20 protein-coding genes are annotated in these 20418 nt (G+C 36.0%); 12 read left to right on the top strand and 8 right to left on the bottom strand.

Going from position 1 to position 20418, the window contains the following annotated elements; genetic code table 11:
• The first annotated feature begins 1 nt into the window (after position 1).
• Positions 2 to 103 (top strand): cytochrome bd oxidase small subunit CydS family protein, encoded by a 102-nt coding sequence (cydS, locus tag C9J37_RS29745; RefSeq protein ID WP_371830855.1) that lies wholly within the window; start codon positions 2 to 4, stop codon positions 101 to 103.
• Between the two features lie 61 nt (positions 104 to 164).
• Here the strand turns inward: cydS and C9J37_RS21640 are convergent, their stop codons facing one another.
• Complete coding sequence (locus tag C9J37_RS21640; RefSeq protein ID WP_107897025.1) at positions 165 to 1070, bottom strand: TetR/AcrR family transcriptional regulator; 906 nt, start codon at positions 1068 to 1070, stop codon at positions 165 to 167.
• Between the two features lie 157 nt (positions 1071 to 1227).
• On the opposite strand from C9J37_RS21640, the gene C9J37_RS21635 reads away from it, so the two are divergent.
• A complete protein-coding gene (locus C9J37_RS21635) occupies positions 1228 to 2742 on the top strand; it encodes a DHA2 family efflux MFS transporter permease subunit (RefSeq protein ID WP_107897024.1) in 1515 nt (504 codons plus the stop codon).
• A gap of 92 nt (positions 2743 to 2834) precedes the next feature.
• Here C9J37_RS21635 and C9J37_RS21630 read toward each other — a convergent pair whose 3' ends face one another.
• On the bottom strand, positions 2835 to 5021 hold the full coding sequence (locus C9J37_RS21630) for an MMPL family transporter (protein ID WP_107897023.1): 2187 nt from the start codon (positions 5019 to 5021) through the stop codon (positions 2835 to 2837).
• 123 nt (positions 5022 to 5144) lie between these two features.
• Between C9J37_RS21630 and C9J37_RS21625 the strand changes: the two genes are divergently transcribed.
• The 4 genes from C9J37_RS21625 (at position 5145) to C9J37_RS21610 (ending at position 8922) form a co-directional block, all read left to right on the top strand.
• A complete protein-coding gene (locus C9J37_RS21625) occupies positions 5145 to 5762 on the top strand; it encodes a TetR/AcrR family transcriptional regulator (RefSeq protein ID WP_107897022.1) in 618 nt (205 codons plus the stop codon).
• A 403-nt stretch (positions 5763 to 6165) separates the two neighbouring features.
• Positions 6166 to 6594, top strand: a complete 429-nt coding sequence (locus tag C9J37_RS21620; RefSeq protein WP_024360861.1) for a helical membrane plugin domain-containing protein — start codon at positions 6166 to 6168, stop codon at positions 6592 to 6594.
• 45 nt (positions 6595 to 6639) lie between these two features.
• The gene (locus C9J37_RS21615) at positions 6640 to 7824 is read left to right on the top strand and encodes an NAD(P)/FAD-dependent oxidoreductase (RefSeq protein WP_107897021.1); all 1185 of its coding nucleotides are present in this window, start codon (positions 6640 to 6642) and stop codon (positions 7822 to 7824) included.
• Positions 7825 to 8370: 546 nt separating this feature from the next.
• A complete protein-coding gene (locus C9J37_RS21610; RefSeq protein WP_107897020.1) occupies positions 8371 to 8922 on the top strand; it encodes a hypothetical protein in 552 nt (183 codons plus the stop codon).
• Between the two features lie 41 nt (positions 8923 to 8963).
• Here the strand turns inward: C9J37_RS21610 and C9J37_RS21605 are convergent, their stop codons facing one another.
• Entirely contained in the window at positions 8964 to 9281 is a 318-nt protein-coding gene (locus tag C9J37_RS21605; RefSeq protein WP_107897019.1) for a hypothetical protein, read from the bottom strand.
• Between the two features lie 904 nt (positions 9282 to 10185).
• On the opposite strand from C9J37_RS21605, the gene C9J37_RS21595 reads away from it, so the two are divergent.
• The 3 genes from C9J37_RS21595 (at position 10186) to C9J37_RS21585 (ending at position 12657) form a co-directional block, all read left to right on the top strand.
• The gene (locus C9J37_RS21595) at positions 10186 to 10764 is read left to right on the top strand and encodes a TetR/AcrR family transcriptional regulator (RefSeq protein WP_025218406.1); all 579 of its coding nucleotides are present in this window, start codon (positions 10186 to 10188) and stop codon (positions 10762 to 10764) included.
• Between the two features lie 102 nt (positions 10765 to 10866).
• Complete coding sequence (locus tag C9J37_RS21590) at positions 10867 to 11979, top strand: ABC transporter permease (protein WP_107897016.1); 1113 nt, start codon at positions 10867 to 10869, stop codon at positions 11977 to 11979.
• Positions 11980 to 12657: an ABC transporter ATP-binding protein gene (locus C9J37_RS21585; protein WP_069513007.1), complete on the top strand. Its 678-nt coding sequence runs from the start codon at positions 11980 to 11982 to the stop codon at positions 12655 to 12657. It abuts the gene before it with no gap.
• 57 nt (positions 12658 to 12714) lie between these two features.
• Here C9J37_RS21585 and C9J37_RS21580 read toward each other — a convergent pair whose 3' ends face one another.
• On the bottom strand, positions 12715 to 13272 hold the full coding sequence (locus tag C9J37_RS21580; RefSeq protein WP_235617200.1) for a hypothetical protein: 558 nt from the start codon (positions 13270 to 13272) through the stop codon (positions 12715 to 12717).
• Between the two features lie 154 nt (positions 13273 to 13426).
• On the opposite strand from C9J37_RS21580, the gene C9J37_RS21575 reads away from it, so the two are divergent.
• A complete protein-coding gene (locus C9J37_RS21575) occupies positions 13427 to 14398 on the top strand; it encodes a quinone oxidoreductase family protein (RefSeq protein ID WP_107897015.1) in 972 nt (323 codons plus the stop codon).
• Positions 14399 to 14434: 36 nt separating this feature from the next.
• Here C9J37_RS21575 and C9J37_RS21570 read toward each other — a convergent pair whose 3' ends face one another.
• A complete protein-coding gene (locus C9J37_RS21570; protein ID WP_029747048.1) occupies positions 14435 to 15229 on the bottom strand; it encodes an EcsC family protein in 795 nt (264 codons plus the stop codon).
• A 91-nt stretch (positions 15230 to 15320) separates the two neighbouring features.
• Positions 15321 to 16688 (bottom strand): MocR-like pyridoxine biosynthesis transcription factor PdxR, encoded by a 1368-nt coding sequence (gene pdxR / locus C9J37_RS21565; RefSeq protein WP_107897014.1) that lies wholly within the window; start codon positions 16686 to 16688, stop codon positions 15321 to 15323.
• A 99-nt stretch (positions 16689 to 16787) separates the two neighbouring features.
• On the opposite strand from pdxR, the gene C9J37_RS21560 reads away from it, so the two are divergent.
• Both C9J37_RS21560 and ldmS read left to right on the top strand, forming a co-directional pair.
• The gene (locus C9J37_RS21560; RefSeq protein ID WP_107897013.1) at positions 16788 to 17369 is read left to right on the top strand and encodes a GNAT family N-acetyltransferase; all 582 of its coding nucleotides are present in this window, start codon (positions 16788 to 16790) and stop codon (positions 17367 to 17369) included.
• Positions 17370 to 17526: 157 nt separating this feature from the next.
• Positions 17527 to 18681 carry an L-aspartate--L-methionine ligase LdmS gene (ldmS, locus tag C9J37_RS21555; protein ID WP_235617198.1) on the top strand — a complete coding sequence of 385 codons (1155 nt, stop codon included), beginning with the start codon at positions 17527 to 17529 and terminating at the stop codon, positions 18679 to 18681.
• Between the two features lie 55 nt (positions 18682 to 18736).
• Here the strand turns inward: ldmS and C9J37_RS21550 are convergent, their stop codons facing one another.
• Both C9J37_RS21550 and C9J37_RS21545 read right to left on the bottom strand, forming a co-directional pair.
• Positions 18737 to 19318, bottom strand: coding sequence for a dienelactone hydrolase family protein (locus tag C9J37_RS21550; RefSeq protein WP_107897012.1), 582 nt, complete (start codon positions 19316 to 19318; stop codon positions 18737 to 18739).
• Positions 19319 to 19472: 154 nt separating this feature from the next.
• Positions 19473 to 20144: a carboxymuconolactone decarboxylase family protein gene (locus C9J37_RS21545; protein ID WP_107897011.1), complete on the bottom strand. Its 672-nt coding sequence runs from the start codon at positions 20142 to 20144 to the stop codon at positions 19473 to 19475.
• Between the last annotated feature and the right edge of the window lie 274 nt (positions 20145 to 20418).

The raw sequence follows: 20418 nt of genomic DNA, 5'->3' as shown, positions 1-20418 counted from the left end.
AGTGAATCAATTTATTATTTTTTATGCACCGTTTCTAGTGGTTGCTTTAAGTATTATAATTGGCTTCTGGGTAGGCCCGAAAGACCGTAAAGTAAATCGTTAAAATTGTTTGGGTGACTGGCACCACTAAAACCCCCGATTAGCATGCTAATCGGGGGTTTTGATTATCTTTTACATTGCTCTGATGGTTGTTGCATTTTTACATAGCGCCATAGACTATTGGCAATATCACGTGCTTCAGCAGCATGTTCCGTGCCAACGAATGCTTTTCTGAAAGGAGTGAGCAAGGATTCAATAATAAAGAGTTTTGGTTTTTGTTGCTGCAATTCCTCTAAAAGAAATGTTGCATATTCAAAACCTTCAAGCGTGTCATCCTCTGACAGCCCCTTAGTAAAGCCTGCTAATTGGTCAATGACGACATCTTTACTTACTTGTTGATAATTAATTACGTTTTGTATTGCGTTAAACATTTCAGCACTTATAAGGACTTCGTTGGATTCAAGCATAGTAGGTATAATGACACTTATATTGCGCAATGCTACTCGTACAATGGCTTCGCGATTTATATATTTGTAGTCCGCTATTAGGACTGCACGTAAGGAAAGGTTCACCATCCCCAATGTTTGTACGGCACATTCATAGCTCATCGGTCTAATTTCTTCACCAAAAACCTGGACAAGTCGATTGGCAAGCCATTCTAATTCTTGTAAGTGATAATTCAAAAGGATTTTTTTTAGTTCACTATCCCGTGAATGGAAAATCGATTCGAAAATTTGTACGAGGTTATGCTCGCGATTGACATGCATCAACACAGCCACTTGCTGTGTTAATATTTCTAAATCAGTGGGATCCTTTCCATAAAGAAGCTCGTGTCGACGATTACTAGCCTCCTCACGCCCCTCATCTAAAATGGCAATTAAACATTCATTTTTAGAAACAAAATGATTATAAAAAGTGCCCTTTGAAACTTTGGCTGCACTAATAATATCGTTAATGGACGTATCTAAAAATCCTTTTTCTATAAAAAGTTCCCGAGCTGCAGTAATTATTTGTCTTTTTCTTTTATTCATGACCTCACCTTTTTAAATTTATTATACTAGTATTCTACAATGTAAACGCTGTTATATCAACGTTTTGAAATTTATTAATCTTAATTCTTGAAAAAAGTAGACTGCGAGTATAAAATAAGTTTTATCGTAAACAACAAGAGAGAATAGAGGGATATAAATGAATAATGACTTAACAATGAAAAAGCCCCCTTATGGCATGATTGCTATTTTGTTCGTGGGTGCTTTTGTTGCTTTTCTTAACAACACATTGTTAAATGTTGCGTTGCCAACAATCATGAAAGATTTTGGTATTACGTATGCAAAGGTACAATGGCTTGCAACTGGCTATATGCTGGTTAGCGGTATTTTAGTACCTGCATCAGCATTCTTTGTGACGCGCTTTAAAAATAGACATTTATTTATTACGGCGATGTCTATCTTTACGATAGGTACAATTATGGCTGGCTTTGCTCCAAACTTTGGCATGTTACTTGCAGGGCGTATGGTGCAAGCGGCAGGGGCTGCTAGTATGTCACCATTATTAATGAACGTTATGCTAACTAGCTTCCCAAAAGAAAAACGAGGAGCGGCAATGGGTATTTTCGGTTTAGTTATGATCGCTGCACCAGCAATAGGTCCGACATTATCTGGTTATATCGTTGAACATCATGATTGGCGAATGTTGTTCCAAATGATTATACCATTTGCCATTATTAGTCTACTATTTGGTATTTGGAAATTAGACAATGTAATGGAAACACGTGAAGTACACTTAGATGTTCCTTCTGTATTATTATCAACAGTAGCGTTTGGTGGAATTTTATACGGTTTCAGTACGGCAGGTGACAAAGGATGGTCGAGTCCTTGGGTATACGGTACGATTATAGTGGGGTTTGCTGCTTTAATTATCTTCATCTTTAAACAACTACGTATGGATCAGCCTTTATTAGAATTACGTATTTACAAATATCCTATGTTTGCATTAAGCTCTGCGATTTCCGTAATCGTTTCAATGGCCATGTTCTCGGGGATGATTTTAACACCTGCGTATGTGCAATCAATTCGTGGAATTGAACCATTCGAAGCAGGTTTAATGATGCTTCCTGGTGCCCTTGCAATGGGGATTATGTCTCCGATTACTGGTAAACTTTTCGATAAATTTGGACCACGTATATTAGCAATAATCGGTCTAACAATAACAACAATGGCTACTTTTGGCTTAACGAAATTAGCGATGGATTCTAGCTATACATTTATCGTATCGATGTATACAATTCGGATGTTTGGTATGTCGATGGTTATGATGCCAATTATGACAAATGGTTTAAACCAATTACCACAGATGATGAATCCACATGGTACAGCAATTAATAATACTTTGCAACAAGTAGCTGGAGCTATTGGTAGTGCGGTATTAGTTACATTTATGAATAACCGTACAAAATCAACAGCAGAAGATTTAATTGCAGAGGCTAAAGCACATGCAGCTCAATCTGGTGCTGCACCAACAGCGGAGCAAATGCAACAAATGCAAGAGCAAATTATGCAAACAGCTTTACTAGACGGCATTACACATTCTTTCTTAATCGCTGCTTTTGTGACGGTTCTAGCACTAATACTAGCGTTCTTCTTAAAACGTGTAAAAGTTGAAAGTGCAGCAGCTACAATGGATTTAAAAAAACCAACAAATTAAGATAGACAAAGAAATCCCACCGACTCAAACTAAACTGTCGGTGGGATTTTTATTGTTGTTAAATGCTAAATTGTTTGAGTGCCTGTCACCATTTAATGACCTTTTTTAAAGAGCGCTCCTGGCCAGAATGCATATTTGCCGAGCACCGTTGTAATGGCAGGTACAAGTAAAGGTCGTACGATAAACGTATCCAGTAATATACCGATTGCCGTTACAACACCGAACTGTACAAGGACTTGAATTGGTAATGTAGCAAGCACCGCGAACGTACCTGCTAAAATGAGTCCTGCGGATGTTATAACACTACCTGTATGCACAACGCCTTCTTCTACCGCTGTTAAATGGTCCTTCGTTTTTCGTTTCTTCCAAATCTCAGAAATCATGAAAATATTATAATCCTCACCAAGTGCAACTAAAAATACAAAGGCATATAGCGGAATAGAGCCTGAAATTGCCTCTGCACCCATGACGTGGTGCAAAATAAGCCAGCCCGCACCAAGCGCACCAAAGTAAGAAATAATAACTGTAGCAAGCAGATAAACAGTTGCTGTTACTGAACGTAAATAAACAAATAATAATAATGCGATTAAAGCAATCATTGTCGGCATGATAACAGATTCATCGCGCTCGGTAATTTGCTTTGTATCATATTGGCTTGCTGTTTCCCCGCCAAGCCATACGTGTGAGTCAGCATCTTTTATACCAGAATCTTTAAGAAGTTTAACAACTTCAGCTTTCAATTCCGGAATATGCTCTAAAGACTCTTGTGCATATGGATTGGCATTCAATGATAATTCATACAATTGTATCGAATTATTTTTCGTACCAATTTGTATATCAGACACGTTATCGATATATGGAATTTTTGTAAGCTGTTGTTGTAAATTAACATCCGAGCCTTGTGTATCAATTACTAGCTGAACAGGTGCCAGCTCGCCAGGTGAAAAATTCTCTTCTATTAAAGTAAAGCCTTCACGTGATGGCATATCTTCTGGGAAAGAAGATAATAAGTCGAAAGTATATTGAATGCGTGGTACAAAGGCCGCTAAGCCACCAAGGAGCAAGACAGTGACTGCAATAACGATCCATGGCTTATGCGTTACAAAATGTCCAATTTTATGACTCACTTTATGGGAAGGTTTGTGCTGTTTTTTGCCCTTTGCTTTTGCCATTTCTTCTGTACGTGGCGTGAATGGGAAAAAGGCTACTCGCCCTACAATCACAAGAATTGCTGGCAATACAACTAGCGCAGCAATGCCCATTATCAATACGCCAAAGCTAAATGGCACTGCGAAGCGTTGGAATGAGCCATAATGGGCAAGACTAAGTGTAGCTAAACCAATAACAACGGTAAGCGCACTCATCATAATAGCGCCACCCGACTCTTTTACAGCGAGCTTCATCGCTGTCGCTTTATCTTCAACATCAAGTAAAATTTCACGGTATTTTGAAATTAAAAATAAGCAATAGTCCGTACCAGCACCAAATAATAAAACCGTCATGATGGATACAGCTTGTGAATCTTTGTCAATCCATCCTTGCTCTGCAAAGAAACCGAGTGTTGGACTAATAACACCATAGGCAAGCCCTACAACAATTAAAGGAATAATGGCAAGTAATGGCGAACGATAAATTAAAATTAATAACACTAATACAAGCAGTACGGTTGCAATCATTAGTTTTACATCAGCTTGTGAAAATAAGCTAACAGCATCCGTTGCAATACCGACTGGTCCAGAATAGCGAACATGTAGTGCGTCGCTTGATAAATCTTGATCCAGTTGAACATTGTTTGAATCCATTGTTTTTGATAATGTATCTAGACTTTCTTGTAAAACATCAGTGGCAACATCTTTTTCAAAGAAAACAGGTGTGACAATTGTAGAACCGTTGTCAGATGCAGATGCTGATAAAGCCTGTGGTGGCATTTTATCGTATGGTGGAACTAATGTTTGATGCTCTAAAGGGTTGCTATTTAGCTCTGCATAAACCTTTTGGATAGCTCCAAAATCAGCTGGTGTTAGACCGCTTTCTCTATGCCAAACGAGTAATAAAGGTGTACCTGCATCATTTGGGAATTCTTCAGCAATAATGGCTGCTGCTTGCTCGGACATCTCGGTGTCAGGCAAGTTTTTACCCGTTTCACTTTCGATGCTATTAATTTGCGGCCAAGCAAACGAAAGGACGAGAACAAGTAATACCCAGCATCCAAGTGCAAGAAAACGCCCTTTTTTACTGGCTACCATTGAGCCCCATTGCTCAAGTGGATGTTTTTTCATTGGAAAACCTCCGTTTCATGTAATGTACACTAATTATATATACTAGAAGGTTAATTAATCAATACAGAAGTATTGATATGTTATAATATGTTTAGTACTACACATTATAAGGAGGCGATCTTGTTGAAACAATCACCGCGTGTTCTAGGAAGACCTCGCCATGATGACAAGGCTAAACCTACAAAAGATATTGTCTTAGAAACAGCGACAATGCTGTTTATTAAGGATGGCTACAAAAACGTGTCCATGGATGATGTTGCCAAAGCCTGTAATGTTACAAAAGCCACTATCTATTACTACTACCCAACTAAAGGGGATTTATATACATCGGCCTTAGTTGAAATGATGCATAGAATTAGACATCATATTGAACGAATTTTAGAGCAACCGATTCCTTTTAAAGATCGATTAGAGCAACTGATTGAAGTCCATTTATCAGCAACTGTTGATATTGATATGAAGAACTTTATGCGAGAGGCGACCATCAATTTATCACAAACGCAATTGAAAGAAGTACATGCTTCTGAAAATGAGATGTATAAAACGATTGAGCGAGCGATGCAAAGTGAAATGGAAAAAGGGACAATTCGCAAAGGGAATGCAGAATTTTTTGCCCATACGTTTATGGCGCTAATGTCAGTGGGTTACTTTAAAGATGGTGAAGGAAAAAGGCTTTTTGACACAGTATCTTTGGCGTCAAAAGAAATTATTGCTTTCTTTTGGTTATCCATCGAAAAGTGAGGAAAATTGTAGCTAATAACATAATTTATGGCGTTTGAGTTGTTTTATCGCATTGTTAAAATTGATTTTTCTTCCAAAAAGAACAGAAAAAGAGTACAGACTGCTAAAAATAGTTTAATATTAAACTATTTTTCAAAGATTGTGCCATAGTTGATTGAAATAATGCGCAAACAGTCTTATAATGGATGATGTAATGTCACCAAGATAAGATAAGGATGGAATTGTGATGCGCTTTGTGCAAAATGGAAAATATGTAACAAATCATGAAATTCGCTTTCCAGCCCTTGTGACTGGTGAATGTAAGATATCCGCTGTAACGACTGTTAAGAAGATCGCTTAATGGTCTTTTTTACATGGAGGCAATATAAAAAATAGTATTAGTGACGGCAAAGGAGAGTTCAAAATGTCAGAAACGAATAACCAAGCACAGTCTGAACAATTAACTGTGAGTCAAGAACAATTAGATGTACTAGACCAACTATTAAAGCCTGAGGTGCAAGAATCTCTAACAACTTTAGTTGAACAATTACCAAAGCTAACTGAAATGATGACGTTATTAACTAAATCATATGAGTTTGCGCAAGCAGTTGCAACCGACGAAGTGTTAAAAAGTGATACTGTTGGTGCTGTAACAGAAATGGCTGGACCAGTAGTAGGATCGGCTAAACAACTTGCAGCTACAGCTATTGAAGCAAAAGATCGCGCTTCTGAAAGCCAAGAAGTCATCGGTTTATTTGGTCTTGTGAAAATGTTAAAAGACCCACAAGTTCAAAATGTTTTCCGTTTTGTTAATGCATTTTTACAAGTTAACGCTGAACGTAAATCAAAATAAAGTTCGAGATATATTCAATTCGTAAGGACGGAGGATTAATTAATCATGTCAAAAGAAATCGTCATCTTAGGTGCTGGTTACGCAGGTGTATTAACTGCATTAACAGCGCGTAAGTATTTATCAGCTGATGAAGCTAAAATTACAGTAGTAAACCAATTCCCAACGCACCAAATCATCACTGAACTTCACCGTTTAGCTGGTGGTACTATTGCAGAAGGTGCAGTAGCGCTACCGCTTAAAAAAATCTTTAAAGGTTTAGATATTGATTTACAAATCGCTAAAGTAACGAAATTTAATGTAGATACTAAAAAGGTTGACCTAGATACTGGTTACACTTTATCGTACGACACATTAGTTGTTTCTTTAGGTAGCCAAACTGGTTTCTTCGGTATCCCAGGATTAGAAGAAAATTCAATGGTACTTAAATCTGTTAACGATGCAAACAAAATTAACCGGCACATTGAAGATCGTATTAAAGCATATGCACAATCGAAAGACGAAGCAGATGCAACAATCGTTATCGGCGGTGGCGGTTTAACAGGTGTTGAGCTTGTTGGTGAAATCGTGGACAACTTCCCAAAAATCGCAGCACAACACGGTGTAAACTTTGCAGATCTTAAAATTAAGCTAGTTGAAGCTGGTCCTAAAATCTTACCAGTACTTCCAGATGTACTAATTGAACGTGCAACTGAAAGCTTAACAAAACGCGGTGTAGAATTTATCACAGGTACGCCAGTAACAGGCGTTGATGGTAACGTTATTTCACTTAAAGACCGTGAGCCAATCGTTGCCAATACATTCATCTGGACTGGTGGTGTAGCTGCACTTCCAATCGTTGCTGAATCAGGCCTTGCTGCTGACCGTGGCAAAGCAACAATCAACGAATTCCTACAATCTACATCACACGAAGATGTATTTGTAATCGGAGATGCTTCTGTGGCATTACCAGCTGACGGCGGACGTCCACTTTATGCGCCAACTGCACAAGTTGCTTGGCAAATGGGTGAATGTGCAGGATACAATTTATTTGCACAATACAAAAACCAAGAGATGAAAACATTCTCTGCAGTTAACTCTGGTACACTTGCAAGCTTAGGACGTAAAGATGCAGTTGCAACAATTGGAGCTAGCAACACACAACTTAAAGGTCTACCTGCAACACTTATGAAAGAAGCGTCTAACATTCGCTATCTGACACACATTAAAGCATTATTCGGCTTAGCATATTAAGCATAGCGTTTCCCTTACAACTATTTACAGTTGTAAGGGTTTTTTTCTTACAATATTTATTTGCTATGAATAGATACTATTGATATGTTCGGTAAGAGTGCTAAAACCCTCTTACACTTCCTGCCTCCACTTATGCTAGCACAATATTTCGTATTTTTTACCAAAATTAAAACTTTTTGGGATTCTGTTTTTGTAGTTCTTTTCTATCATATTTCTTTACTTATCTATATTATTTACATTAAAATATACTCATTAAAGTATTTTAGCAGGAGGTTTACATAAGATGGAAAAATTGTTTCTACTTTATTAAGCTTTACTCTAGTAATAAGTACTTTAGCATTTGCGAAACCAAGTAAAAAAGCTTTAGCTTCGGAATTAACTTATAATTCTGATAATTTTAGAATTATTACTGATACAGAAGAACGATCTGAATATATTTTAAAAGTAGATGGTCAAGAAATCCATTACATTGAGACAGTAAAAATAGTTGATGAAGATACCCAAGAAATTGACACCAAAGTATTTAATAAGGAAACAAATGAGCTTTTGCAACATTTCGTCACTGTAGTAGAGGATGATAAAATAATTGAACAAGATGTAATTGATTTCAAAGACTTATCACAACAAGAAGATTCAATAATGTTCAGCCAGACTAACTTCGCAGCAACGAATTTCACGAATTCCCGATTTGCTTCTAGCGCTTATATAACTTCTAATAGATCGTTGGTATCCGTTTTAGGTATTAGTTATACAACTAATTATATAAGGAATATAGGTTATGCGGACTATGCTAATTTAAAAACACGTACAGTTAATCTTACAACTGGCTCTCCAAAAGATCGAAATGCATATAATTACTATACGCGAAATGTTGACAGTTTAAGATCTACGGAAAGTGGAACTCTTGTTGGATGGATAATAAGTGCCTTCAGTGGAGGTGGTTTAGCAATTGGTACATTACTTTCTTGGAAAACAGTACAAATTGTCTTAAAGAATATTGCAGGACCTGTAGCACTTGCAGCTAATGCTTGGGCTATTGGTCAATGGTACTATTATTACAATAACTGTGTTAATGGTTTCTATAATATTCCTAGATAAAAAAGAGTCTCTATGAGACTCTTTTTTAAATGCTCCTCTATTCATTGATTATTTTGATTTTTCTGATTTGAAATAAGTACAAGACAATAAATATATAATAGTATGACTAATGAAAAAAATAAGAAAATACCTATTTCAAAATGATAGGATATTGCAAATATCATGGCAAGACTAATAAGGGCAAGGATTAACAGAATATTAACGATATAGTGTTGTTTAAATCGAAAACTAAGAATGATAACTAGAAAAAATAAAATACTAGCAAGGAAGAAGATAGGCTGTAATTCATAATATCCTAAATAGAACACCATATAGAAATATAAAAATATCACAACAAATATTTTTACAAATTTGCTCATCTTGTCACTCCCAACGCTATAAGCATTAACTATTTTAATTTTTTTGTTTAACAAGAAGAATATGACAATAAACATACAATAATATAATTAAAGAAAAAAATAGGAAGATACCTCTTTCGAAATAGTGAGATACCATAAATATCATGGCAAGACTAATAAGGGCAAGGATTAACAGAATATTAACGATATAGTGTTCTTTAAATCGAAAACTAAGAATGATAACTAGAAAAAATAAAATACTAGCAAGAAAGAAGATAGGTTGTAATTCATAATATCCTAAATAAAACACCATATAGAAATATAAAAATACCACAACAAATATTTTTACAAATTTGCTCATCTTGTCACTCCCTTTTTTTATTTAAATTATAAGGCAAATTTAACACATAAATAAAATAGTATATACATTGGTATGCATACTTATATTCAAATATAGATGATTCATCTTGTGTTAACGTAAGTAATAGCCATCACATCAATAAGATAACATAGCATAACAATGAATTAGGCAGTAATAACAGGTTTTTTGATCCTTGTTATTACTGCCTTTATAGCAATTATTAGAAGAATGTTTAAAATTTTTAGAAAATGTTATGTTGGAATAAGTTGTCATTTGTTGATATGGATTTAACTGGTAGATGCCATATAGTTTCCAAACTTAGCTCCAATAGATTTCAATTAGCTTTTGATATGTAAAAAAGTTTTGTGTAAAATTAAAGTGTCTAACTTATTTTGTTCTCGAAATGTTTAAAATCTAAGCTTAAGTTTAGAAGATAAAATTTTAGGGGTCTTGTGTAAATATAAGTTTGGTATCACTAATAGAAAGTACCGTAATTATTGTGAACTATTTAATTGTAGCGTATGCTAAAAGTATCCAACAATGCGTGTAGGGAGTGAGGAATATATGGGCCGCGATCGTAAGTTTAGTACGCTCGATTTATTCTTGGAATCGAAAAAATTGGTATTAGCTGTTGGCTATGAAGGATTTACGATTGCTCGACTAGCTGAATCATTAGAAGTTTCAAGAGCTGCCATTTATAAATACTATACAAATAAAGATGAACTACTGATGGATTTTATGTTACATGAGATGGATAAAAGTGTAAAAGATTTATTATCAATTCCTGCGGAGTTATCTTATCTTGACCAATTAGACGAGTTATTGCATAGTATTTTTCGTTCAAAGGATTTACATTTACTATTAGGTATTGCTGAAATTATCCCAACAACCAATAAACCTCACATGCAAGAAAAAAAAGAAAAGCTGTCAGCGATGCATTTTAATATGTATGGACCTTTAATGCGTATCGTCCAACAAGGAAAAAAAGAAGGGTTTGTGGATGCTGATATTCCTAATGATCTTGTCCTTGGATTTATTTTTCAGAGTATTAATATTCCAAATCATAGTCAAATGGATGAAGTACAGTTTTTTAACTTTACGAAACTATTAATTTTAAACGGTGTGAGAGGTAAAAATAAGTGACACATGTGTAACTAATGAGTATAATACTAGTTGCGTATGTGTACTTTTTTATTTAAAAGTGACACATATGTAACTTATAAAAATAATAGGAGGAAACGATCGATGTTTTTAGCTTTAAAAGAAATTAAACATGCAAAGTTACGCTACTCAATGATTACAATGATTATTGTATTAATAGCATGGTTAACGTTTATTTTGTCAGGGCTTGGAAATGGACTTTCGACATTAAGTGCAGCTTCTATCAAAAATCTAGATGCGCATTATTTAGTATACGAGGAGGGTTCAGGTTCAAAATTTAGTAAATCTTTAATTTCCGCATCTTTAAAAGAAAAGATTGATGCACAAAGTGAAGTAGAAGATAGTGCACTATTTGGCTCTGCAATGGCGGCTGTTTCTAAGAAGGGTATCGATGAAAAAACAGATATTGCACTTCTAGGGATTGAACCTGGGTCGTTTATCGAACCCAAAGTAATAGAAGGTAAGAAGTTAGATAAAAACATTCAAAATGGTGTTTTAGCCAATAAAACGTTACAAGACAAAGGCTATGCAATTGGTGACGAAATCAAAGTGGACAGTTCCACAATTGTATTAAAAATTGTCGGCTTTGTTGAAAACGAAACATATAACCATTTACCAGTATTATTTAGCACAGTAGAACAATGGAGGGCCTATCAATTTGCTGCACCAGGTGCCAATAACGGCATTGAAGATGTAGTAAATGCGATAGCGATACAGGCACCTAACTTAGATGCAGAGAATTTTAGTGAAAAAATCGGGGGCATCGAAACCGCAACGAAAAGTCAGGCAATTAATGGAATGCCAGGATATATGGAAGAAAACGGGACGATTGTCATGATGTTAGTGTTTCTCGTTGCTATTTCTGCGTTTGTCATCGCGGTCTTCTTTTATGTTTTAACGATTCAAAAGACACAACAATTTGGTGTAATGAAAGCCATTGGTGCAAAAAATAGTTTTATCACAAAGGCAATTGTTTCCCAAGTGTTTGTCATTTCTTTAGTAGGTATTTTAGTAGGTGTAGTGCTTACATATTTAACAGCACTAGTTTTCCCGGAAGACATGCCTTTTAATTTAGACCCTACCCTTGTTGTACTTTACGGTTTCGCACTTTTATTAATCAGTGTGTTAAGTTCGTTTGTATGTGTTCGCCAAGTATCTAAAGTAGATCCATTAACAGCATTAGGGAGAGTGGAGTAGATGAAACGTTTAGAAGTGAGAAATATGACAAAAACCTATGACGAAGGCAGTTCAACAATTACAGCTCTTAACAATGTGTCAATGGAAGTAGATGCAGGTGAAATAGTAGCCATTATTGGTCCATCGGGTTCAGGCAAAAGTACATTATTATCGGCAGTTGGAGCCTTGTTACAGCCCTCTTCAGGCAGTGTCATCGTCAATGGTAAAAAAATTGAGACGCTAAAGGAGAAAGAACTTGCTAAATTCCGTCTAAATGAAATAGGGTTTATTTTACAAACATCTAACTTAATTCCTTATTTAAATGTACTAGATCAACTACTGCTAGTAAAAAAAATGGCAGGTAAAGTATCAAGTGCTGATCAGCAGTTTGCAAAGCAATTGTTGGCAGATTTAGGACTAGAAAAAAAGCTTAAAAAATTCCCAAATGAGCTATCTGGGGGAGAGCGTCAGCGTGTCGCAATAGCCCGAGCTTTTATGAATGATTCAAGTGTGATTTTAGCAGATGAACCAACAGCTAGTTTAGATTCTAAGCGTGCTTTCGAAGTCGTGCAGCTAATTTCTAATGAGGTTAAAAAGCGTAAAAAGGCGGCTATCATGGTAACGCATGATGAGCGTATGTTAACTTACTGTGACCGAGTGTACCGCATGGAAGACGGTGTTTTAACACTGCAGTCTTAATATGCTTTAACAGCATTTATTCACGACCTCTTAGGCTTTTTACGCATCTGGTGTTCTTTAGAAAGAACTACCGTTTTGAAGAAAAATGTTGAGCTCGTTTAGTATAGTGTGACAGGTATTAATCGACTCTAATGTATTGTTTGCTATTTCAAGTGAATGGTTTGCATCTTCTACAATAGTAAGCTGATGAGAAGTTAGTTGGTTAAGTCTTTCCGCTGTGAAGTGAGGGTCAGCTGTTCCTATAGCTAAAAAGGAATGTCGATTGATTAAGTTTTGCATAGTATGTTCCAAGGCTAGCAGTGGTGTAAATAGTATATAACGAGAAGGTAAAACGGTCTCCTGTTGCATATAAAAATCAATAATTGGCATGGTTCCTAGCGATTTTCCAATGTAAACAACTTCTTTGTAAGCTTTTGTTTGTAAATAATAGGTCACAATAGAATCCACAGTGTTAAAAACTTTTTCAGAAATAACGTTTGGCGGCTTGTTGAACAACTGTTGCTCAAATGTATAACATACTTGGACAATATCATAACCGAAGTCAAGCATCAAAGAAGTAGCGTAATGTAGTAGGGGTTTGTCATAGTTGTAGCCTGTCCAGAGAACATAAAACAAATTTTGTCACTATTCATATTAAAAAAATTGTAAGCAGAGCCGTTATAAATATCTTTTCTAGCCTTCATCATCATTCCTCCTATTGGTTTGAAAAATGGTAACTCTTTTATGTAAAGTAAGTTATAATTTTACTATAACAGGAAGGGGGATAATGATGAAGGCTGTTACAATAAATGCTTTTGGACCACCCTCAGTATTAACTCTTGTGGATTGTCCAAAACCAGCGATTTCTAAAGGGGAAGTGTTAATACGGGCGTCCTATACAAGTGTTAATTTTGCGGATATCAAAAATAGAACTGGCAATAAAGCGAAAGCGAATTTTCCAATGATCCTTGGATTAGATGTTGCGGGTGTTATAGAAGAGGTTTTTGATGATAGCAGTGGTTTTCAAAAGGGAGACCAAGTGATTGCTTTCCCTAAAAATGGTACATATGCACAATATGTCGTCGCAAATGAACAGCTAGTGTTCCGCATTCCAAATGACGTACCTCTTAAAAAGATAGCTGCTATACCGACTGTTTTATTTTTATCTTATATGTTAACACATCAAATTACACAACTAGGTACAGACGATAGTATTTTAATTCATGCTGCATCAGGTGGAGTCGGAACGATGCTTATTCAAATGGCAAAAAGGTGTGGAGTGAAGAAAATAATAGGTACTGTTAGCACTAAAGAAAAAGCTGCCATTGCCTATGAGCTAGGTGCACATCATGTTCTGACATATGAAAACTTTAGTGCCAAAGTGAATGACTATACGGATGGTCTTGGTGTCAATGTTGTCTTTGATTCGATTGCAGGAGCCATTACCGAAGAAAGTTTCCGTTGCTTAGCTCCATATGGTACTCTTGTGCAATTTGGTAACAGTAGCGGTCAGGCGGGTCAAATAAAAACATCTGACTTACATAGTAGTTGCCGCAATGTAAAAGGCTTTAGCTTAGGAACGACGCGTGCTTTAAAGCCGGAATTATTGCAACAAGTAGCTCCAGAAATATTTTTATTATTACAGAATGAAAGTTTCCAAGTGCCCATAGCAGCAGAGTTTGCTTTAGAGGATATGGAAAAGGCACATGCCTTTATGGAGAGCCGTCAACATCAAGGAAAAATCCTAATTAAAATTGTGTAAGAATTGTTTGGGTGACTGGCACCAATTTAGCTGGCACTAATTTAGTTTTTCGTATATTCTTCTTTTTCGATATAGCATGATGCCCGTCTCCGCAACATCCTGCATCATGCCTTTATTAGCGTATGCTCCGAAAATCATGCCTGCAATCGGTACCATTTGGAAGAGCTTTTTCCAGCCCATTTGATCGCGGTACGTGAAAAATACTTCCTGCCAACCTTGAAGCTGTGAAATCATCGTTTCTGATGCGTTTTTGTTGTCGTGCATGGAGGACAGCTCTTCTAAAATAGCTTCTTTACCCACAATATCCGCTGACGTAAATTGTAGACATTTCACAATGAAAATACGTTCCATTTTATCATTCGGATCGTAGCCATGAATAATGGCTATTTCTTGCAATGTTTTTAAAGCCATTCCTAATATAAAAGGAATATCAATCGCCAATGTGAAAATACCACCAAAACCAGTCGAAGCACCTTGTACTGTTGCTAATTTCACGCGTTCTTTTTGAAGCTTGTCACTAAGAGCAATCATCTCCTCTAAAGGAATATTCCCGATATCAGAGATTGCAAATATATTAGGATTCGAAGACTGATTACGGATTTTTTGAATCATCATTTGTTCATTAATTAAATATTTTCCACCAGATTGAATATAACTTCCTAGCTCATCGACAAGTAAAGCTAGTTTTTGTTGAATAAAGGCAGGGGTCATCTTATCTAAAATTTTAAATGGAATGCGCCCTAATCTCTCCCAAAACCATAATCCTTTTTGGTCTTTCTCCCACGCTTCAATTTCTTGTAAATAGTTGATTAATTGCTCTCGATTCTCCATTTATCTACTCCCCTTGTGAATGCATTTAGTTAGAATACGTTATTTAGTTTAAAAAGTTTCAAGTACATGCATAAACATTAATGAATAATGATTAAGAGGCATGCCATACAGAAGCAAGTAAGGAAATACCTTCTTCAATTTGTTCTAGTGACAATCCTCCATAGCCAATAATTATCATCGCATGTTCAGGAGGGGATTGAAATGAAGTCGAACAAGGATAAACATTAACGCCTACTGTATGAGCAAGATGAAGAGCATCTTGTTCCGATAACCTTTTTGGTAGTTTCACAATAATATGTAGACCAGCGTGTTCGCCTATAACTTTAAATTCATCGGAGAAATGATTAGCAATAGCTGCTAGTAGCGTTTGCTGTTTTTTTCGATAAATCGTACGCATTTTAGCTAAATGTTTGTCAAATAGCCCTTGTCCAAGAAAATCAGCTAGTACAAGCTGGTCTACTTTTGACACAACGGACTTTTGTTCCTGATAAAAACTAGAAAATGATGCAATGAGTGATTTAGGCAAAATCATATAACTAATCCGGAGAGACGGCAGTAATGTTTTTGAAAATGTCCCAAAATAAATGACCCGCTGTAGTTGATCCATATTTGCTAGGGAGGGAATCGGAAGCCCTTTATAACGAAATTCTCCATCATAATCATCCTCTATAATAAATGCCTCGTTTAAGTTCGCCCATTGTAATAGTGCTACGCGTCGTTCAGCCGACATAACCATCCCCAGTGGAAACTGATGAGCTGGCGTTGTGTATAACATGTGAATAGTCTTTTGGGGTACCGTTACGCCTAAGTTATCCACAGTAATCGGATAGATGGGTAAACCACATTGCTGTAGCGTAGCCCTCACACGTTTAAACCCAGGTTCCTCTAAGCCAACATGCGTTTGTGGACCAAAGTAATGACATAATGCTTGCAGTTGGCTTTGTGTACCACTATAGACAAATACTTGTGATGGATCACAATGAATACCTCTGGAGCGTCCAACATACTTAGCAATTTCCTGTCGTAAAACTGTTTCTCCCTGCCATGGGCTTGTTGATAAACTGTTCATAGTAAAATGCTGTTTCATCAACTTATGGAAAATGGAGAAGGGGAACGTATCTTTATCCACATGACCATTACTAAAATCATAGGTTACTGATTGTTCAGTCGTAGGCAAAGGAGCGGATATTTCTGTTTGTAATGGTTGGAGCCATTCAAACTCCAATTGCGCAATGTAGTAGCCTGAGCGCTCTTTACTATAAATATAACCTTCTGCAAGCAGTTGCTCATAGGCTTCTTTTATTGTATGAACGCTAACATTTAATGTTGTCGCCAGCATTCGTTTGGAAGGCAATTGTTCATGGGCTAGAAGATTTTTCGAAAGAATAGCATGTTTAATGTTTTCATAAATCTGTGCATATTTAGGCTTATTCCCTATAAAGGATATAGCAAGTTCCATTTCATTTCACAGCTCCTTGGTATGGTTGGAATTTTGAAAATTGGTTATATTCATCATATCAAAAATCCTGTTTAATAATGAAAAAAGGAGTGAAGGACAATGAAATTTAACATGGTAGAAAATAACGTTGTATTATTAAGACCTTTAGTGAGAGAGGATAGTCCAGCGCTATTGGCTGCAGGCAGTTATCCAGAGATTTGGTCGTATATGTCCACAACGATTGAGGATGAAAGTGATGTGCATAACTTTGTGGAAAATGCATTGTCTAACAAAAGCCTCATGAAGGAGTATCCATTTGTCATTGTGGATAAGTTATCAGGACAAATTATCGGCTCAACTCGTTTTATGGATATTGATAGCAAGCATCAACGGTTAGAAATAGGGACTACTTGGCTTACTCCTTCATTTTGGCGTACTGCGGTCAATACGAATTGTAAATATTTATTACTTACCTATTGTTTTGAAGTACTTGGTCTACAACGAGTTCAAATTAAAACAGATCATGACAATATACGTTCACAAAAGGCAATCGAACGTATAGGAGCTACAAAAGAGGGGGTTCTACGCAATCATATGATTCGTAAAGATGGCTCAACGCGGCACACAGTGATGTATAGTATTACATTACAAGAATGGCCAAAAGTAAAGGCACACTTAGAAATGTTGTTAGAAATGGAGTAACTTCAAAACATATTAGCTCTTCCTCTTACTTATTAAAAATCAGTAAAAAAATGGATGATTAGTAGTCTAATAATCTATTTTTTGTCAAAAAAAGTGTGGTTTTAGTTATTCAAGGGTAGATTATTTAAAATCTATTTTTGAAAAGTGGGGGACTAGTATGTTGAAGCCAAAATTAACATTGCGACAAATATATGGTGACAATGCTGTTTATACACCTCGTACACCATATAGCGATAATCCATGGATGATGGATGATTGTCATAAACTAGATGCATTAACCTCAAGGGAAGTAGCCATTGCAGATATTCCGGTTTTAGTGCACCGTGCAACACAAACAGCAAAAGCTAAAAAGCTACATGAATTAGCCGGTTTAGCTTGGATAGAGCAACCGTACACGTATGAAACGCAAGAAGAATATTTAGCACAATTAGATGCATGGTGTGAGGAAGGGAAAACGATTGTTTGTCAGTATTTACATGATGCAGAGGATTTGAATCGAAATTGTTATTGGATGGATGCAGCAAAATTTAATGAGCTTAATACGAAAGCTTACATTGATCATTTAATTGACAGTAAATACGTGCCAAGCCGATTAAACATTGAGCTGTATAAATTATCGGATGCAATGAAAAATTGGAAGCCACCTGTTGTACTCAAGCCTGGAGATGATTCGCCCACTTCTGGTGGGTACGGCGTTATTATTTGCCAGAATCAGGATGAGCTCACAGAAGGTTTACGTCAATTTCGAATGAATGGGACAGAAAGTATTATTATTGAAGAGTTACTGCAAGCAAAGGATAATTATAGTTGCCAGTTCGTCTATTCAGAAGCGCTTGGTATACAATATTTGGGTGCTTCTAAACAAATGACAGATGACAATGGCATTTATGAAGGAAATGTTATTGTAGAGAAAGTACCAGAAAAAGTGATTGAAGTAGGACGCCATATAATGGAGCGTGGTGTAGCAGAAGGCTTTGTGGGTGTTGCGGGATTTGATTTAATCGTAACAGAAGCAGGAGATGTGCAAGCGATTGATTTAAACTTCCGTCAAAACGGCTCGACATCTATGCTTATGTTTCATGAAGCGTTAGGCAAACCGGTTAATAAATTTGCTTCCTACGCATCAAAAGGTGTAGAGGAGAATGCATCATTTTTTCAAACGATCGAGCAATTTATTAAGCAAGGTGTTCTATTGCCACTATCCTTTTATGATGGAGATTATTTTGAAAATAAAGTAGCATCGCGATTTATTGGTATTTGGTATGCTGATACATTACAAGAAATCGAACAACTTGAACAACAATTACTTTAAATAAGTGAAATTGTTCAATTTCAATATATTTATTTTGATTCGTGCTATACACTCCTTATAGCTGTTCCTTATGTAAAAAATGATGAATGACAGATTGCGCCTGTAAATAATTATTTTCGCAATAGTTCGAATTGTTGTAGTCCATAAAGCCATGCTTCCCACTTAATTGAGCAGTTTGTACAAACGGCAATCGCTCTATTGCCTTTTTCAATTCATTCACATCAAAGCTTTTTTCATTACTAGGTAAAATGACCAGTGTTGGACATGTAGGATGGACGTCTAAGTATTGACGTATTCTTGAGCCGTAAATACAAATAATACGATGAATTGGTAAGTTAGAGAGTCTCCATGCCAATGTTGCACCGACGCTAAATCCGATTAAAACCACTTCATCATATTGTACTTTTGCTTCTAATAGAAGAAGTGTTAGTCGTTCAAGTGGGCGATCAAAGCCGATTTCTTGCGTGAAATATTGATAAGCTTCCTTTTCCTGACTATATGAAAATACTTTGCCGTTGGAATACAGAGAAATACATTCTACGCTTGTATTTGAATCACTATATGTTTGTCCTTGATCTTTTATAAAATCATTTACACCGTAAATTTCATGTAGAATAAAGATTTTTTTTCTTTTCATAGTAACCTCTTTTTCCAATAGTGTAACAAAAAGCATTTAAAGCGTACATTTAATTAGTTACCTTAGCGAATAATAACGATTACCGCAAAAAAAGTGTTAGATTGATTGCGGTCAATCTAACACTCTTGCTCTTTTAACAAACAGTCTAAATATTTTACGTAAGAAGGGCTACTTGATCGTAGGCGTTTAAGGCATTGACACCATGGGCTAAAGCAGAACCAGCCTTTAATGCAGTAGCAACCATAATAGACTCAGTAATTTCCTCTTTGGAAACGCCTAATTTTTTTGCTGCTTGGACATGTAGAGAAATGCAATAAGGGCAGCCTGTAGTATGGGCAACAGCAATAGCAATGAGTTCTTTTTCATAGCCTGTTAATAGCCCGTCCTTCATTGTTTTTGTATCAAAGTCAATAAAAGCATTAAAGGCGCTAGAATGTAGAGTAGAAAATTCTTTAATTCGTAAAAAATACTGTTCTTTATATAATTCCTCATCCGTATTGCCATCATAGGCGTTTAAGGCATTGACCCCGTGGGCTAGAACAGAACCCGCCTTGAGTGCAGTAGCAATCATAATAGCCTCACTAGCCTCTTCTTTTGAAGCATTTTTTTGTTTAGCCTGTGTAATATGCAATTCAATGCAATAGGGACAACCTGTCGTATGAGCCACAGCAATGGCGATTAACTCTTTTAATTTAGCTGATAATTTCCCTTCCTTTAAAGCGAGTGTATCGAATTTGACAAAGGCATGAAACGATTCAGGTGAAAGGTTAGCGAATTCACCTAAACGATTAAAATAATTTTTTTGATAAAGACTATTAGTTGACATGGAACCCTCTCCTCAACATTTGTATTTTTGTTATTCTAGCAAAAATTCCCGTCTTACAAAGCAATTACTAAAATCTAGTGAAAAGTTGTGTGCTTATTTCTACTAAAGAATATTAAATAAGCCTATAAATGTAAATTTATTTTGAAAAATTTGAAAATAGAACTAAAAATCAAGGGAAAATATGTATTTTTTACGAAAACTAGAAAAATAGGGTTGGTTTTATTCGATTAAAAGATGTTCGTCTTACTTACTGAGATATTCCTATAAAAATAAT

This window comes from Lysinibacillus mangiferihumi, from assembly GCF_003049665.1.
GTDB lineage: Bacteria > Bacillota > Bacilli > Bacillales_A > Planococcaceae > Lysinibacillus > Lysinibacillus mangiferihumi.
This window is presented reverse-complemented; position numbering and strand designations above follow the sequence as displayed.